The following is a 16,267-nucleotide window of genomic DNA, read 5'->3' as shown; positions in this document are numbered from 1 at the left end:
TCCCGCATGAATGAATTCCTTCCACAGTTCACCCAGCAACTGGTCAACGGCCTGACGCTGGGTGCGATCTACGCCTTGATCGCCATCGGCTACACGATGGTCTACGGCATCATCGGCATGATCAACTTCGCCCACGGCGAGATCTACATGATCGGTGCCTACGTGGGTCTCGTCACCCTGACCGCGATCGGCGTGCAGGCGGGCTATCCGCTGCCGCTGGTGCTGGGCGCGGCCTTGCTGGTCTCGGTGCTGGTCACCGGCCTGTACGGCTTCGCGGTCGAGCGCGTGGCCTACCGGCCGCTGCGCGGCGGACCGCGCCTGGTGCCGCTGATCTCCGCCATCGGCATGTCCATCTTCCTGCAGAACTATGTGCAGATCGGGCAGGGCGCACGCGATGTCTCGGTGCCCGTGCTGATCTCGGGCGCCATCGAGTTCCAGATGGGCGGTGACTTCACCGTGACCATCCCCTACGCGCGCCTGCTGATCGTCTGCGTGACGCTGGCGCTGATGATCGCGCTGACGCTGTTCATCGGCCGCTCGCGCATGGGCCGCGCCTGCCGCGCCTGCGCCGAGGACATGCGCATGGCCAACCTGCTGGGCATCGACACCAACAAGGTGATCTCCTTCACCTTCGTGCTGGGTGCCATGCTGGCGGCGGTCGGCGGCGTGCTGATCGGCCTGACCATCGGCAAGCTCAATCCCTTCATCGGCTTCATCGCCGGCATCAAGGCCTTCACCGCCGCGGTGCTGGGCGGCATCGGCAGCATCCCCGGCGCCATGCTGGGCGGTGTGCTGCTGGGCCTGGCCGAGACCTTCGCCTCCGGCTACATGCCGGCGGAATACAAGGACGTCGTGGCCTTCGGCCTGCTGGTGCTGGTGCTGCTGTTCCGCCCCACCGGCCTGCTCGGCAAGCCGGACGTGGAAAAGGTGTGAGGACGACATGACACAAGCCATTGCTACGCCTGCCGGCCTGGCGCCGGCCGCGCCCGCCGGCGCGACACTGAAGAACGCGGTCGTCGCCGCCGTGATGACCGCCATCCTGACCATCCCCGTGCTCGGCCTGCAGCTCAAGCTCGACGGCTACAAGGTGGTGCTGGAATCGCACTGGCGGCCGGTATGGATCGCCGTGATCGCGGTCTTCCTGTTCCAGCTGTGCAAGCCGATGCTCGACCGCGCGCGCGGTGCGGTGCGGCTGCCGGCCGTGCCTGCGCTCGGCGCGCGCCAGCAGCGCGTGGCCATCTGGGTGCTGCTCGCGGTCGGCCTGGTGTGGCCGTTCTTCGGCTCGCGCGGGGCCGTCGACGTCGCCACGCTGGCGCTGATCTACGTGATCCTGGGCCTGGGCCTGAACATCGTGGTGGGTTTCGCCGGCCTGCTCGACCTCGGCTACGTCGGCTTCTACGCCGTGGGCGGCTACACCTATGCGCTGCTGAACCAGTACTTCGGCCTCGGCTTCTGGGAGTGCCTGCCGATCGCCGCCATGATGTCGGCCACCTTCGGCTTCCTGCTGGGCTTCCCGGTGCTGCGCCTGCGCGGTGACTACCTGGCCATCGTGACGCTGGGCTTCGGCGAGATCATCCGCCTGCTGCTCAACAACCTGACCAGCCTGACCGGCGGCCCGGACGGCGTCTCGGGCATTCCCAAGCCCACGGTGTTCGGCATCGAGATGGCGCGCAGCGCCAGCGTCGAGGGCGCGCGCACTTTCCACGAGCTGCTGGGCTGGGACTACAACGGCCAGCACATGGTGATCTTCCTCTACCTGCTCGCGCTGCTGCTGGTGGGCTTCACGCTGTTCGTCACCAGCCGCCTGATCCGCATGCCGATGGGCCGCGCCTGGGAAGCGCTGCGCGAGGACGAGATCGCCTGCCGCTCGCTGGGCCTGAACCCGACCCGCATCAAGCTGTCGGCCTTCACGCTGGGCGCGTCCTTCGCCGGCATCGCCGGCGCCTTCTTCGCCGCGCGCCAGGGCCTGGTCAATCCCGAGTCCTTCACCTTCATCGAATCGGCGCTGATCCTGGCCGTGGTGGTGCTGGGCGGCATGGGTTCGCAGCTGGGCGTGATCCTGGCGGCCATCCTGCTGACCGCGTTGCCCGAGGTGGCGCGAGGTTTCGCCGAATACCGCATGCTGATCTTCGGCCTGGTGATGGTGCTGATGATGATGTGGCGACCGCAGGGCCTGCTGCCCGCGAGCCGTCCGCACGTGGAGCTGCCGCGATGACTGCCATGCAATCCAACGAACTGCTGCAGGTATCCGGCCTGCAGATGCGCTTCGGCGGCCTGCTGGCCGTCGACGGCATCGACTTCGACGTGCGCCGCGACGAGGTCTTCGCCATCATCGGCCCCAACGGCGCCGGCAAGACCACCGTGTTCAACTGCGTGGGCGGTTTCTACAAGCCGACCGCGGGCAAGGTGGTGCTGGACGGCCATGGCATCGCCGGCCTGCCCAGCCACATGGTGGCGCGCAAGGGCCTGGTGCGCACCTTCCAGAACATCCGCCTGTTCAAGCAATTGACCGTGGTGGAGAACCTGATGGTGGCCCAGCACATGCAGGTCAAGAGCGGCCTGCTGCACGGCCTGTTTGCCACCCCGGCCTACCGCCGCGCCGAGCGCGAGGCGCTGGAGCGTGCCGCGTACTGGCTGGAGCGCATGGAGCTGACCCAGGTCGCCAACCGCGAGGCCGGCACGCTGTCCTACGGCCACCAGCGCCGCCTGGAGATCGCGCGCTGCATGATCACCAAGCCGCGCCTGCTGATGCTGGACGAGCCGGCGGCCGGCCTGAACCCGCAGGAGAAGATCGAGCTGCAGCACCTGATCGACAGCCTGCGCCGCGAGTTCGGCATTGCCGTGCTGCTGATCGAGCACGACATGAGCCTGGTGATGGGCGTGTCCGACCGCATCCTCGTGATGGAGCACGGGCGGCCGATCGTGATCGGCAAGCCCGAAGCCGTGCGCAACGACCCGCGCGTGATCAAGGCCTACCTGGGAGAGGACTGATGCTGAAGCTGGAAAAGGTCCACACCCACTATGGCGCCGTCGAGGCGCTGTCGGGCGTGTCGATCGAAGTCAACAAAGGTGAGATCGTCACCCTGATCGGCAGCAACGGCGCCGGCAAGACCACGCTGATGATGACGGTGTGCGGCTCGCCGCGCGCCTCAAGCGGCCGCGTGCTGTTCGAAGGCCGCGACATCACGCGCATGCCGACGCACGAGATCATGCGCCTGGGCATGGCCATCTCGCCGGAAGGGCGGCGCGTCTTCCCCAGCCTGACCGTGCTGGAAAATCTGCAGATGGGCGGCTTCTTCGCCAACCGGCAGGAGATCGAGGCGGGCATCGAGCATGTGTTCAAGCTGTTCCCGCGGCTGAACCAGCGCGCCACCCAGCGCGCCGGCACCATGTCGGGCGGCGAGCAGCAGATGCTGGCGATCGGCCGCGCGCTGATGAGCCGCCCGCGCCTGCTGCTGCTGGACGAACCGACCCTGGGGCTGGCCCCGCTGGTGATCGCCCAGATCTTCGACATCATCCGCGCCATCCGCGACGAAGGCGTGACCGTCTTCCTGGTCGAGCAGAACGCCAACAAGGCACTGCACGTGGCCGACCGCGGCTACGTCCTGGAGACCGGCCGCGTGGTGCTGGCCGACAGCGGCGAGAACCTGCTGGCGAACGACAGCATCAAGAAGGCGTACCTGGGCGGGTAAGGCGGTGTATGCCCATGCGGTGAGCGGGCGCGGCCGGTGCGCCAACACCGCTGGCCAAGTACGGCAGGTACGCCAACACCGCTGGCCAAGCAGGATGTCTTGGCTCCCTCTCCCCGCACGGGTGTTCAGACCGGAGAGGTTGGGGGAGAGGGGTGGTCTAGCAAGGCGCCACGCGTGACGAAGCCGTCGGTGTTGTCCGGCACGCGGAGGCAAAGACGACGCCGTTGGTGTCGTCCAGCACGCCAGTGCAAGGACGAAGCCACTGGTGTTATCCAGCGCGTCACGCCCAGCCAGCGCCGGCCCCCACCCCCGGCCCCTCTTCCGCAAGCGGGAGAGGGGAGCACACCGCTCGCGCGACGATACGCTGCCGCTGCCGCCCCTTTTCGCCAACCGCGAAAGCCCCCTTTCGCCAATCACATCACATCGCGGGTGCGCCATCTGGCACTTGTCGGCCGGCGCCATCTACCCCCTGTGGCATAATTTGTTGCGAAGTCAAGCAATCGCAGCAAGCCGCAGTTCCTGCCGGTTCCCGCAGATTTCTGCCCGCATTTGCCGCGAAACCTCCCCGCAAACCACAATCCGCGGAAGTACGCGCCTGGCGCCGTCCTCGTGACCGCAAGGCGATGCTCCGCCCCCGCATCATGGCCAAGACGCTCTACGACAAACTCTGGGATGACCACGCCGTCCACGTCGAGGAAGACGGCACCACGCTGCTCTACATCGACCGTCACCTGCTGCACGAAGTGACCAGCCCGCAGGCGTTCGAGGGCCTGAAGATGGCCCAGCGTCCGGTCTGGCGCATCAGCGCGAACCTGGCCGTGTCGGACCACAACGTGCCGACCACCGATCGCAGCCAGGGTATCGCGGATCCGGTCTCCAAGCTGCAGGTCGATACGCTCGACGCGAACTGCGACGCCTATGGCATCACGCAGTTCAAGATGAACGACCATCGCCAGGGCATCGTCCACGTGATCGGGCCGGAGCAGGGCGCCACGCTGCCCGGCATGACCGTGGTCTGCGGCGATTCGCACACCAGTACCCACGGCGCCTTCGGCGCGCTGGCGCACGGCATCGGCACCTCCGAGGTCGAGCACGTGCTGGCCACGCAGACGCTGCTGGGCAAGAAGGCCAAGAACATGCTGGTCAAGGTGGAAGGCAAGCTGCCGCGCGGCTGCACCGCCAAGGACATCGTGCTGGCCGTGATCGGCCGGATCGGCACCGCGGGCGGTACCGGCTACACCATCGAGTTCGCCGGCTCGGCCATCCGCGACCTGACCATGGAAGGCCGCATGACCGTCTGCAACATGGCTATCGAGGCCGGCGCGCGCGCCGGGCTGGTGGCGGTGGACGACGTCACGCTGGAATACGTCAAGGGCCGTCCCTATGCGCCGCAGGGCGTGGAGTGGGAGCAGGCCGTGCGCTACTGGCGCACGCTGCATTCGGACGCCGGTGCCCACTTCGACCAGGTGGTCGAGCTGCGTGCCGAGGACGTGCGCCCGCAGGTCACCTGGGGCACCTCGCCCGAAATGGTGATCAGCATCGAGGATCGCGTGCCGGACCCGGACAAGGAAAAGGATCCGAACAAGCGCAACGCGATGGAGCGCGCGCTCGAGTACATGGGCCTGCAGCCCAACGTGCCGGTCGACAGCATCAAGATCGACAAGGTCTTCATCGGTTCCTGCACCAACAGCCGCATCGAAGACATGCGCGCCGCCGCCTGGGTGGTGCAGAAGCTGGGCCGCAAGGTCGCCGCCAACGTGAAGCTGGCGATGGTGGTGCCGGGCTCGGGCCTGGTCAAGGAGCAGGCCGAGCGCGAAGGGCTGGACAAGATCTTCAAGGCGGCGGGCTTCGAGTGGCGCGAACCGGGCTGCTCGATGTGCCTGGCCATGAACGCCGACCGCCTCGATGCGGGCGAACGCTGCGCCTCGACCTCGAACCGCAACTTCGAAGGCCGCCAGGGCGCCGGCGGGCGCACCCACCTGGTGAGCCCGGCGATGGCCGCGGCCGCCGCCATCGAAGGCCACTTCGTCGACGTGCGCAAGCTGGCCTGAGGGTCCGCCGCACCATGCGCATCATCACAAGGACCCTGCTCGCGTCGCTCGTCTGCGTCGGCCTGATCCAGCTGGCCGGCTGCAACACCATCGCGGGCATGGGCAAGGACACGCAGGCCGCCGGCCGTTCGCTCGAGAACGCGGCGAAGAAGTAAGGAAGAAGCCAACCATGGAAAAGTTCATCGTACACAGCGGCCTCGTGGCGCCCCTGGACCGCGAGAACGTCGACACCGACGCCATCATCCCGAAGCAGTTCCTGAAGTCGATCAAGCGCACCGGCTTCGGTCCCAACCTGTTCGACGAGTGGCGCTACAAGGATGTGGGCGAGCCGGGCCAGGACAACAGCAAGCGCCCGCTGAACCCCGACTTCGTGCTGAACCAGCAACGCTACCAGGGCGCGTCGATCCTGCTGGCGCGCCGCAACTTCGGCTGTGGCAGCTCCCGCGAGCACGCGCCGTGGGCGCTGACGCAGTACGGCTTCCGCGCCGTGATCGCGCCGAGCTTTGCCGATATCTTCTTCAACAACTGCTACAAGAACGGGCTGCTGCCGGTGGCGCTGTCCGAGGCCCAGGTTGACCAGCTGTTCCACGAGACCAACGCCTTCGGCGGCTACCAGCTGACCATCGACCTGGATAAGCAGGTCGTGCTGACGCCGGGCGGGGCCGCCTTCGAGTTCGACGTCGCGCCGTTCCGCAAGTACTGCATGCTGAACGGCTTCGACGATATCGGCCTGACCCTGCGCCATGCCGACAAGATCAAGGCCTTCGAGGCCGAGCGCGTGGCCAAGATGCCGTGGCTGAACAACCGCCTGGTCGGCTGATTACGGCCCGCCAGCACAACGAGGAAGACCAACAGCATGAAAATCGCAGTCCTGCCGGGTGACGGCATCGGTCCGGAGATCGTCGAACAGGCCGTCAAGGTGCTGAACGCCCTCGACGAGAAGTTCGAAATGGAAACGGCGCCCGTGGGCGGCGCCGGCTATGAAGCCGCGGGCCATCCGCTGCCGGAAGCCACGCTCAAGCTGGCCAAGGAGGCCGATGCCATCCTGTTCGGCGCCGTGGGCGACTGGAAGTACGACACGCTGGAGCGCGCACTGCGTCCCGAGCAGGCCATCCTGGGCCTGCGCAAGCACCTGCAGCTGTTCGCCAACTTCCGCCCGGCCATCTGCTATCCCGAGCTGACCGGCGCATCCAGCCTGAAGCCCGAACTGGTGGCCGGCCTGGATATCCTGATCGTGCGCGAGCTCAACGGTGACATCTACTTCGGCCAGCCGCGCGGCGTGCGCGAGGCGCCGGACGGCCTGTTCAAGGGCCAGCGCGAGGGCTTCGACACCATGCGCTACAGCGAGCCGGAGATCCGCCGCATCGCCCACGTGGCGTTCCAGGCCGCCGCCAAGCGCGGCAAGAAGCTGTGCAGCGTGGACAAGGCCAATGTGCTCGAGACCTTCCAGTTCTGGAAGGACATCGTCACCGATGTGCACAAGGAGTATCCGCAGGTCGAGCTGTCGCACATGTATGTCGACAACGCCGCGATGCAACTGGTCAAGGCGCCCAAGAGCTTCGACGTGATCGTCACCGGCAATATGTTCGGCGACATCCTGTCGGATGAGGCGGCCATGCTGACGGGCTCGATCGGCATGCTGCCGTCGGCCTCGCTGGACGCCGACAACAAGGGCCTGTACGAACCCTCGCACGGCTCGGCGCCCGACATTGCCGGCAAGGGCATCGCCAATCCGCTTGCTACCATCCTGTCGGCGGCGATGATGCTGCGCTATTCGCTGAATCGTGCCGAGCAGGCCGACCGCATCGAGAACGCCGTCAAGAAGGTGCTGGCGCAGGGCTATCGCACCGGCGACATCCTGACCCCGGGCTGCAAGCAGGTCGGCACCGCCGAGATGGGCCAGGCCGTGGTGGCCGCGCTGTAAGTTGAGTGACGGGAAGGGCGCTGCTTGCGGCGCCTTTCTTTGTGTTTCCTGCCTTTTTTCTTTGTTTTGTCCCCGTTTTCCCGCGTGCGGCGCTGCCGCAAATTCGTGTAGACTAGCCGAATGCCCCGAATCTCCCAGTTCACCCTGACTGTCATCGCTGCCCCCGCTACCCGCGGTACGGCCGGCATGGATTCGCGCGGCCAGCAGATCACCGCAACGACGATTAAAACCATTACCAAAAAAGCGATCGCCTAGATCGTTCGTCGTGCCTGCTCGTCTTCCCCGCGCAGCCACGCCGGGCGAGGAAAGAGCGGGGAAGTTTCAATCACATCCGAGGTTTGTCATGAATGTAGGTCTCGTCGGTTGGCGGGGTATGGTCGGCAGCGTGCTGATGCAGCGCATGCAGCAAGAGGGTGACTTCGACCATATCGAGCCCATTTTCTTCAGCACGTCCAATGCCGGCGGCAAGGCGCCCGCGATGGCGAAGAATGAAACCACGCTCAAGGACGCGAACGACATCGAAGCGCTGAAGCAGTGCGACGTGATCCTGACCGCCCAGGGCGGGGACTATACCAACGAGGTCTTCCCCAAGCTGCGCGCGGCGGGCTGGAAGGGCTACTGGATCGACGCGGCTTCGTCGCTGCGCATGAAAGACGATGCCATCATCGTGCTGGATCCGGTCAACCTCGGTGTGATCAAGGATGCGCTGTCCAAGGGCGTGAAGAATTTCATCGGCGGCAACTGCACCGTGAGCTGCATGCTGATGGGCCTGGGCGGCCTGTTCCAGCACGACCTGGTCGAGTGGGTGACCTCCATGACCTACCAGGCGGCTTCGGGCGGCGGCGCGCAGCACATGCGCGAGCTGCTGACCCAGTTCGGCACGCTCAATGCCGCGGTCAAGCCGCTGCTGGATGATCCTGCCTCGGCCATCCTCGAGATCGACCGCGCCATCCTCGCCACCCAGCATGGCCTGTCCGCCGACGAGACCAAGCAGTTCGGCGTGCCGCTCGCCGGCAATCTGATTCCCTGGATCGACAAGGATCTGGGCAACGGTGTGTCGCGCGAAGAGTGGAAGGGCGGCGCCGAGACCAACAAGATCCTGGGCCGTGGCGAGGGCTTCCTCGGCGCGACCGGCGCCGCGCCGATCGCAGTCGATGGCCTGTGCGTGCGCATCGGCGCCATGCGCTGCCATTCGCAGGCGCTGACCATCAAGCTGAAGAAGGACGTGCCGCTCGACGAGATCGAAGGCATGCTGGCCGCCAACAACCAGTGGGCCAAGGTGGTGCCGAACACGCGCGAGGCCAGCATGACGGACCTGACGCCGGCCGCCGTGACCGGCACGCTGACCATTCCGGTCGGCCGCCTGCGCAAGATGCAGATGGGCGGCGAGTACCTGTCGGCCTTCACCGTCGGTGACCAGCTGCTGTGGGGCGCTGCCGAGCCGCTGCGCCGCATGCTGCGCATCCTGATCGAGTCCTGATCGAGGGCTGGTCACCAGCGGACCGCATTTCCGTCCGCCCCGGCCTCGTTTCCGACGGCCGGGGTGGATGGCGCAATGCGTTGCACACAGGCAACACATTGCGTCGCCCATTCCCGCCACGCCGCGCACCCGCGCGGCGTTGTCGCATCCGATACCCATTTTTACAAGGGCTTGGGTCACAATACAGCGCGGCATGCGCCGGCTGCGGGGGCGGAAGGCGCGCATGTCCGGCCCGCGGGCCCGGCACCGGGCGACAGCCTTGAGGGTAGACCTAAGTCATTGCCGGCATTGTCGTTTCGTCAGATTCTGTTTCAGAACACAAACACAAGGGAGCACAAGGTGAGTGTGAACCTACATCGCCGGAAAGATGCGCCTATCGCCCGTCAGCGCTGGTCAACGCTGGCCATCGCGGCAATCGGTCTGCTGTGCGCGCAGGTCGGTCATGCCGCGGGGTTCGGGCAATTGCGGGTACAGTCCAACCTGGGGCAGCCGCTCCAGGCCGAGATCGACATCAGCGGGGTGACGGCCGAGGAGGCCGACAGCCTCAGCGTCAAGCTGGCTTCCCCGGACGCTTATGCGCGCGCCGGCCTGAACTATCTGCCGGCGGTCGGCAGCCTGCGCCTGCAGATGGAGCGCCGGCCGGATGGTGGCTTCGTGGCGCGCCTGCGCTCGAACCAGCCGATCAGCGAACCGTTCATGGACATCCTGGTCGACCTGAACTGGTCGAGCGGCCGCATCTCGCGTGCCTACACCTTCCTGCTCGATCCGGCCGGCGCCAAGTCGGGGCCGGAGAGCTTCTCCCCGACAGTAGTGCAGGCCGCCACGCCGGATGCGCCGCCTGCCGCCGTACCGGGCGCGGCCGCCCCGGGTGCCGCAACCGCCGCGCCCGCTGCCACGGGGGCGGCGCAGCCGTCCCGTCCGGCGCCGGCACGCCCGCAGCGCCCGGGCCATGCTTCGGCCACCGCGCCGGCAGCCAGGGGCGACAGCTATACGGTACGCAGCGGCGACACGCTCTACGGTATCGCCAGCGAGGCCGTGCAGGGACAGGAAGACGTCTCGCTGGACCAGATGCTGGTAGCGCTCTATCGCAACAACCCCGACGCCTTCATCGGCGGCAGCATGAACCGCCTGCGCAGCGGTGCCGTGCTGACCGTGCCGAGCGCCGGGCAGGCCCAGTCGGTCGGCCGCCAGGCCGCGCGGCACGAAGTGGTGGCCCGCACACGCGGTTTCGACGCCTATCGCAGCCGCCTGGCGGCGGCCGCTGCCGCCAAGTCGGTCGCTCCTGCGGACGGCCGCCAGCAGGCCGGCAGCGTGACCGCCCGCGTGCAGGAAGCGGAGGCTGCGGCCGGCACGCGCGACGAGCTCAGGCTGAGCAAGCCCGAGCGCGGCGCCCAGGCAGCCAATGCCGAGGCGGAGGCCAATGTCGCCAAGGCGCGCCAGTTGAAGGAGGCCGAGGCCCGCCTGACGCAGTTGGAGAAGAACATCTCCGACATGCAGCACCTGCTCGAACTGAAGAACGCCGAGATCGCGCGGCTGGGTCAGCCGAAGGGCGGCGCGTCGGCTGCCACGGCGGCGAAGCCGGCACCGGCGCCAGCGGTGGTGCAGGCGCAAGCGGCCAAGCCCGACGCGCCGGCCGTGGCTGCCGCGGCTGCCATGGCGGCGTCGAGCGCCGCGGCCTCTGCCTCCGCCGCCGCAGCTGGCGGGGCCAGCGCAGTGGCCGCCGCGGCGGCGTCTGCGCCGGCAGCGTCGGTGGGTGCCTCTGCACCGCTGGCTGCCGCGGCGTCGGCGCCGGCGGCAGCCCAACCTGGCGCCGCCTCGGCGGTGGCTGCCAAGCGGGTGCCGCCCGTGCAGGTCGAGCCTGTGCCGCAGCCGTCCTTCCTCGATGATCTGCTGGCCAATCCCACCACGCTGCCGGGCCTCGGCGTGCTGGTGGCCCTGCTGGGCGGCTATGCGGTCTATCGGCGCCGCCGCCAGCAGAAGGTGGCCGAGGGAGACGGCTTCGGCGACAGCATCCTGTCGCAGGAAAGCACGGTGATGGGAGGCGCCAACTCCTTGTTCGGCAGCGCCGGCGGGCAAAGCGTCGATACCTCGCAGCACAGCGTGTTCGGTGCCGACTTCCGCATCGGCAACAATGCCGCCGAAGCCAATGAGGTCGACCCGATCGCCGAGGCCGATGTCTATATCGCCTACGGCCGCGACGTGCAGGCCGAGGAAATCCTGCGCGAGGCGCTGCAGCAGAATCCGGAGCGTCAGGCGATCCGCCTGAAGCTGCTGGAGATTTACAACAATCGACAGGATGTGGAAGGTTTTCGAGTGATGGCAGAGGAAATGTTCGCCCAGACGGGCGGGCACGGCGCGGAATGGACGCAGGCAGCGGAAATGGGCAGGCGCATGGATCCGTCCAACGCGCTCTATCTTCCGGTGACGCCGGATGCGGACGGCGAATACCCGGCCGGCGACGCGCAGCAGACCCGGCCCGGCGATGAGTGGCGCACCCGCGATCCGCTGCTGGATCCGGCGGCTCCGCCGCGCGAGGCGGCCCTGGCCGACCTGGCGCTGCCCCTCGATGCCTTCCCCGCGCCGGCACCCGGCGTGCCGCTCACGGCACCTGAGTCGGCCACGATGGTGTTCGGCGATGCCCAGTCCGCCGAGCCCATCATGCGTCTCGACGACGTGATCGAACTGGACCTGCCGGCTTCGCACGATGGCGTGCAACAGGATGATGTGCACATCGCCGCGCCTGCACTGGGCGCGCAGACCCGCCCGCTGTCCTTCGACATGTCCGATCTCTCGCTCGACCTGGGCGGCCCGGTCGAGGTCGACGCACAGGCCGAGGCCTCGCTGCCGCTGCCGGCGCCGACCATGATCCGCAATGGCGTCCTGGCTGAGCCCATCGATCTGACGCGGGTGACCTCCGAGCACATCTCGGACAGCACGCCGGGGCTGGCCGTCAGCACCATGGCTGCCGACGGCAGCGACGGCAGCCGTGACATGCAGATCAAGTTCGACCTGGCCCGCGCCTATATCGAGATCGGTGACAAGGAGGGCGCGCGCGAACTGCTGCAGGAGGTCGTCGACCAGTCGAGCGAGCCGCTGCAGTCCGAGGCGCGCACGCTGCTGCGGCAGGTTGCCTGATATCATTGCCGCGAGGCGCGCCCCGCAGGGGGCGCGCGACGCCATGCGCCGGAAGCGCCGCTTCCGGCGCTTTTGCATTGAATGCCCGCCACTCGCCCGCCGCCAGCCCGGTTGTCGGGCGCGCTGGCGGCGGTCCGATGCCGCCGCGCGCGGCGCCGGCGCCCGCGCCCACGCTATGACCCGAATCGCCCTTGGCCTGCAGTATGACGGCACGGCCTTCTCCGGCTGGCAGTCCCAGCCGCACCGCAACACGGTGCAGGACCGTCTCGAGGATGCCATCGAACAGTTCGCCGGCACGCGCTTGCAGACCACGGTCGCGGGTCGTACCGACGCCGGCGTGCATGCGCTGGGCCAGGTGATCCACCTCGACACGGAACTCGCGCGCGAGCCGTTCTCCTGGGTGCGCGGGATCAATGCCTTCCTGCCGCCATCGATCGCGCTGCAGTGGGCGCAGGCGGTGGACGATGGTTTCCATGCGCGCTTCCTGGCGCATGAGCGCATGTACTTCTACGCGCTGTACACCGGTCCGCACCGGGTGCCGCTGGTGCACGGCCGCGCCGGCTACCTGATGCTGCCACCGGGACAGCGGCTCGATGCCGCCGCCATGCGGGAGGCCGCGGCCTGCCTGCTTGGCGAGCACGATTTCTCCGCCTTCCGGGCCGCCGAGTGCCAGGCCAAGTCCCCCGTCAAGACCATGTACGATGTGACGGTGCGTGATCATGATGACTGGGTGTTCCTGCGTTTCCGCGCCAGCGCCTTCCTGCACCACATGGTGCGCAACCTGATGGGCTGCCTGGTCGCCGTGGGGCGTGGCCGCTACCCCGCCGGCTGGATGGCGGAAGTGCTGGCCAGCCGTGACCGCAAGTGCGCCGCGCCGACCTTCATGCCGGACGGGCTGTACCTGGCCGACGTGAAGTATCCTGAGGCCTTCCGCATCCCCGCTGCGGATTCGTCCGCCAGCCTGTTCCACGGAGTCTTTGCCGATGACTGCGCCTGAAACCCGGCCCGGCCGCACCCGTATCAAGATCTGCGGCCTGACGCGCGAGGCGGACGTGCAGGCTGCCGTCGATGCCGGCGCCGACGCCATCGGCCTGGTCTTCTATCCGGCCAGCCCGCGCTACGTGGAGATCGCGCAGGCCGCTGCCCTGGCCGAAGCCGCCGGCGCCTTCGTCTCGGTGGTGGGGCTGTTCGTCAATGCCAGCGCCGAGGAGGTGGCCCATGTGGCGGAGCGGGTGCCGCTCAGCCTGCTGCAGTTCCACGGCGACGAGACGCCGCAGGCCTGCCAGGACATCGCGCGGCGCTGCCGCTTGCCTTATCTGCGCGCGGCACGCGTGCGGCCGGGCCTCGATTTGGTAGAATTCGCCGATCAATATCATGACGCCGCAGCGCTGCTGCTCGACGCCTTCATTGAGGGCTATGGCGGCGGCGGCCACGTCTTCGACTGGACCCTGATTCCCCAGGCATGGCTTCCACCCACAACCGGCTCCACGGCCAATCGGCCGGTCACCAGCGCAAGCGCCGCTCCTCGCATCGTTTTGAGTGGTGGGTTGAGCGCGCAAAACGTCGCTGGCGCGATTGAGCGCGTGCGGCCCTACGCTGTCGATGTCAGCAGCGGCGTGGAAGCTGCCAAGGGTGTGAAGGATCACGCCCGCATTGCCGAGTTCGTGCGCGCGGTACGCGCCGCCGACGCGAGTTGAGCGCAGCGCTTCGCTGCTGCCTCCGCGCCCGGCGCTTCACCTTGCCACGACGATCCGATTCCGCGCTCCCGCGCCGGCCCGCAGGCGGACCGCTCCGCTACCGTGCCGCCGCGAGCGCGCCACACAAATGAGTCAAACCATGTACGACCTGCCCGATTCCCGCGGCCATTTCGGTCCCTATGGCGGTTCCTTCGTCTCCGAAACGCTGGTCCACGCGCTCGACGAACTGCGCGAAGCCTATGCGCATTACCAGAACGATCCTGAATTCGACGCGGAATTCCGCCGCGAACTCAAGCACTTCGTCGGCCGTCCCTCGCCGATCTATCACGCGCAGCGTTGGAGCGAGCAACTCGGCGGCGCCCAGATCTACTTCAAGCGCGAAGACCTGAACCACACCGGCGCGCACAAGATCAACAATGTGATCGGCCAGGCCCTGCTGGCCAAGCGCATGGGCAAGCCGCGCGTGATCGCCGAGACCGGCGCCGGCCAGCACGGCGTCGCCACCGCCACCATCGCCGCGCGCTTCGGCATGGAATGCGTGGTCTACATGGGCTCGGAGGACGTCAAGCGCCAGGCCGCCAACGTCTACCGCATGAAGCTGCTGGGCGCTTCGGTGGTGCCGGTGGAGAGCGGCTCCAAGACCCTGAAGGATGCCCTCAACGAGGCCATGCGCGACTGGGTCACCAATGTCGAGAACACCTTCTACATCATCGGCACGGTGGCGGGGCCGCACCCCTATCCGATGATGGTGCGCGATTTCCAGTGCGTGATCGGCGAGGAAGCCAAGGTGCAGATGCCCGAGCTGGCCGGACGCCAGCCCGATGCCGTGATCGCCTGCGTGGGTGGCGGTTCCAATGCGATGGGCATTTTCTATCCGTACATCGAACATGCCGACGTCAAGCTGATCGGCGTGGAGGCGGCCGGCGACGGGATCGAGACGGGCCGCCACGCGGCTTCGCTGATCGGCGGTTCGCCGGGCGTGCTGCACGGCAACCGCACCTACCTGCTGCAGGATGCCGACGGCCAGATCATCGAGACGCACTCCGTCTCGGCCGGCCTCGACTACCCGGGCGTCGGCCCCGAGCACGCCTGGCTCAAGGACGCCGGCCGCGCGGAGTACGTCGGCATCACCGACGAGGAAGCGCTCAAGGCATTCCATGATTGCTGCCGCATCGAGGGCATCATCCCCGCGCTGGAGTCGAGCCATGCCATTGCCTACGCCTGCAAGCTCGCCCCCACGCTGTCGCGCGACAAGCTGCTGCTGGTGAACCTGTCCGGCCGCGGCGACAAGGATATGCACACCGTGGCAGAACGTTCGGGAATCGAGCTCTGATGCGCGCACTGCCTCCCGCGGAAGCTGCCGGCGGTGGTGCCGACGATGATGGCATCGACCTGACCGTGCCCGGCGGCATGCCCGCGCTGCTGTTCCAGGAAGACGTGCTGGACGGCATCGCGCGGCTGCCCGACGGCTCGGTCGACCTGGTCGTCGCCGATCCGCCATACGGCCTCGGCAAGGACTACGGCAACGACTCCGACCGCCTCTCGGGCCAGGCCTACCTGGAATGGGCCGAGCGCTGGATGGATGCCGTCTGCCCGAAGCTGGCGCCGCGCGGGTCGCTCTACATCTTCTGCACCTGGCAGTATTCGCCGGAGCTGTTCGTGATGCTCAAGCAGCGCCTGACGATGATCAACGAGATCATCTGGGACCGCCGCGTGCCCAGCATGGGCGGCACCACGCGCAAGTTCTCCTCGGTGCACGACAACATCGGCTTCTTCGCCCGGCAGCGCGACTACTACTTCGATCTCGATCCGGTCCGTATTCCCTACGACCCCGAGACCAAGAAGGCGCGCAGCCGGCCCCGCTTCGAAGGCAAGAAGTGGCTGGAGGTGGGCTACAACCCCAAGGACCTGTGGAGCATTTCGCGCATCCACCGCCAGGATCCCGAGCGGGCGGACCATCCCACGCAGAAGCCGCTGGAGATCGTCGAGCGCATGGTGCTGTCGAGCTGCCCGCCGGGCGGTCTGGTGCTGGATCCCTTCACCGGCAGCGGCACCACCGCGGTGGCATGTGCGCGTCACGGCCGGCGTTTCGTCGGCTTCGAGATCAACCCGCAGTATGTGCACGTGGCGCGCGCGCGCGTGGCGACGGCCGAGCCGCTGGCTCCGGCGCCGTCGCAGGACGATGCCGCGCCACCGACCCCAACCCCGGCAGCCGCCGGCGGCGCCGAAGCGGACGAGACCGCCGGCGCCGCGACCCAGGCGCCGCTGCCCAATCTGATGTCCTGACC

The 16,267-nt window shown here is 67.7% G+C and carries 15 protein-coding genes; all 15 read left to right on the top strand.

From position 1 onward, the window contains the following. Positions 1-6: 6 nt before the first annotated feature. The 15 genes from livH to BKK81_RS14845 all read left to right on the top strand — a co-directional run bounded on the left by livH (position 7) and on the right by BKK81_RS14845 (position 16,265). Entirely contained in the window at positions 7-933 is a 927-nt protein-coding gene (livH, locus tag BKK81_RS14910) for a high-affinity branched-chain amino acid ABC transporter permease LivH (protein ID WP_071014384.1), read from the top strand. A 7-nt stretch (positions 934-940) separates the two neighbouring features. Next, complete coding sequence (locus tag BKK81_RS14905; protein WP_071014382.1) at positions 941-2,215, top strand: high-affinity branched-chain amino acid ABC transporter permease LivM; 1,275 nt, start codon at positions 941-943, stop codon at positions 2,213-2,215. A 5-nt stretch (positions 2,216-2,220) separates the two neighbouring features. Then, complete coding sequence (gene livG, locus BKK81_RS14900; protein WP_071016504.1) at positions 2,221-2,991, top strand: high-affinity branched-chain amino acid ABC transporter ATP-binding protein LivG; 771 nt, start codon at positions 2,221-2,223, stop codon at positions 2,989-2,991. Beyond that, entirely contained in the window at positions 2,991-3,692 is a 702-nt protein-coding gene (locus tag BKK81_RS14895; RefSeq protein WP_071014379.1) for an ABC transporter ATP-binding protein, read from the top strand. The genes livG and BKK81_RS14895 overlap by 1 nt, the downstream gene beginning before the upstream one ends. Positions 3,693-4,333: 641 nt before the next feature. Then, complete coding sequence (gene leuC / locus BKK81_RS14890; RefSeq protein ID WP_071014377.1) at positions 4,334-5,743, top strand: 3-isopropylmalate dehydratase large subunit; 1,410 nt, start codon at positions 4,334-4,336, stop codon at positions 5,741-5,743. 14 nt (positions 5,744-5,757) lie between these two features. Then, the gene (locus BKK81_RS14885; RefSeq protein WP_197523927.1) at positions 5,758-5,898 is read left to right on the top strand and encodes an entericidin A/B family lipoprotein; all 141 of its coding nucleotides are present in this window, start codon (positions 5,758-5,760) and stop codon (positions 5,896-5,898) included. 14 nt (positions 5,899-5,912) lie between these two features. Beyond that, a complete protein-coding gene (gene leuD, locus BKK81_RS14880) occupies positions 5,913-6,563 on the top strand; it encodes a 3-isopropylmalate dehydratase small subunit (RefSeq protein WP_071014374.1) in 651 nt (216 codons plus the stop codon). Between the two features lie 36 nt (positions 6,564-6,599). Then, a complete protein-coding gene (gene leuB, locus BKK81_RS14875) occupies positions 6,600-7,667 on the top strand; it encodes a 3-isopropylmalate dehydrogenase (protein WP_071014372.1) in 1,068 nt (355 codons plus the stop codon). A gap of 120 nt (positions 7,668-7,787) precedes the next feature. Then, entirely contained in the window at positions 7,788-7,922 is a 135-nt protein-coding gene (locus BKK81_RS36765) for a hypothetical protein (protein WP_257786731.1), read from the top strand. Positions 7,923-8,010: 88 nt separating this feature from the next. Continuing rightward, complete coding sequence (gene asd / locus BKK81_RS14870; protein WP_071014370.1) at positions 8,011-9,147, top strand: aspartate-semialdehyde dehydrogenase; 1,137 nt, start codon at positions 8,011-8,013, stop codon at positions 9,145-9,147. A gap of 339 nt (positions 9,148-9,486) precedes the next feature. Then, positions 9,487-12,282 carry a FimV/HubP family polar landmark protein gene (locus BKK81_RS14865; RefSeq protein WP_071014367.1) on the top strand — a complete coding sequence of 932 codons (2,796 nt, stop codon included), beginning with the start codon at positions 9,487-9,489 and terminating at the stop codon, positions 12,280-12,282. A 175-nt stretch (positions 12,283-12,457) separates the two neighbouring features. Beyond that, the gene (gene truA, locus BKK81_RS14860; protein WP_071014365.1) at positions 12,458-13,279 is read left to right on the top strand and encodes a tRNA pseudouridine(38-40) synthase TruA; all 822 of its coding nucleotides are present in this window, start codon (positions 12,458-12,460) and stop codon (positions 13,277-13,279) included. Continuing rightward, entirely contained in the window at positions 13,266-13,979 is a 714-nt protein-coding gene (locus BKK81_RS14855) for a phosphoribosylanthranilate isomerase (RefSeq protein WP_071014362.1), read from the top strand. The genes truA and BKK81_RS14855 overlap by 14 nt, the downstream gene beginning before the upstream one ends. Before the next feature lie 139 nt (positions 13,980-14,118). Beyond that, complete coding sequence (gene trpB / locus BKK81_RS14850) at positions 14,119-15,312, top strand: tryptophan synthase subunit beta (RefSeq protein WP_071014359.1); 1,194 nt, start codon at positions 14,119-14,121, stop codon at positions 15,310-15,312. Next, a complete protein-coding gene (locus tag BKK81_RS14845; protein WP_071014357.1) occupies positions 15,312-16,265 on the top strand; it encodes a DNA-methyltransferase in 954 nt (317 codons plus the stop codon). Before trpB ends, BKK81_RS14845 begins: the two co-directional genes overlap by 1 nt. Positions 16,266-16,267 lie beyond the last annotated feature (2 nt).

Source organism: Cupriavidus sp. USMAHM13, assembly GCF_001854285.1.
In the GTDB taxonomy this organism is placed as follows: Bacteria; Pseudomonadota; Gammaproteobacteria; order Burkholderiales; family Burkholderiaceae; genus Cupriavidus; species Cupriavidus malaysiensis.
The sequence above is the reverse complement of the archived record's forward strand: the minus strand, read 5'-3'. Positions and strand labels throughout refer to the sequence as shown.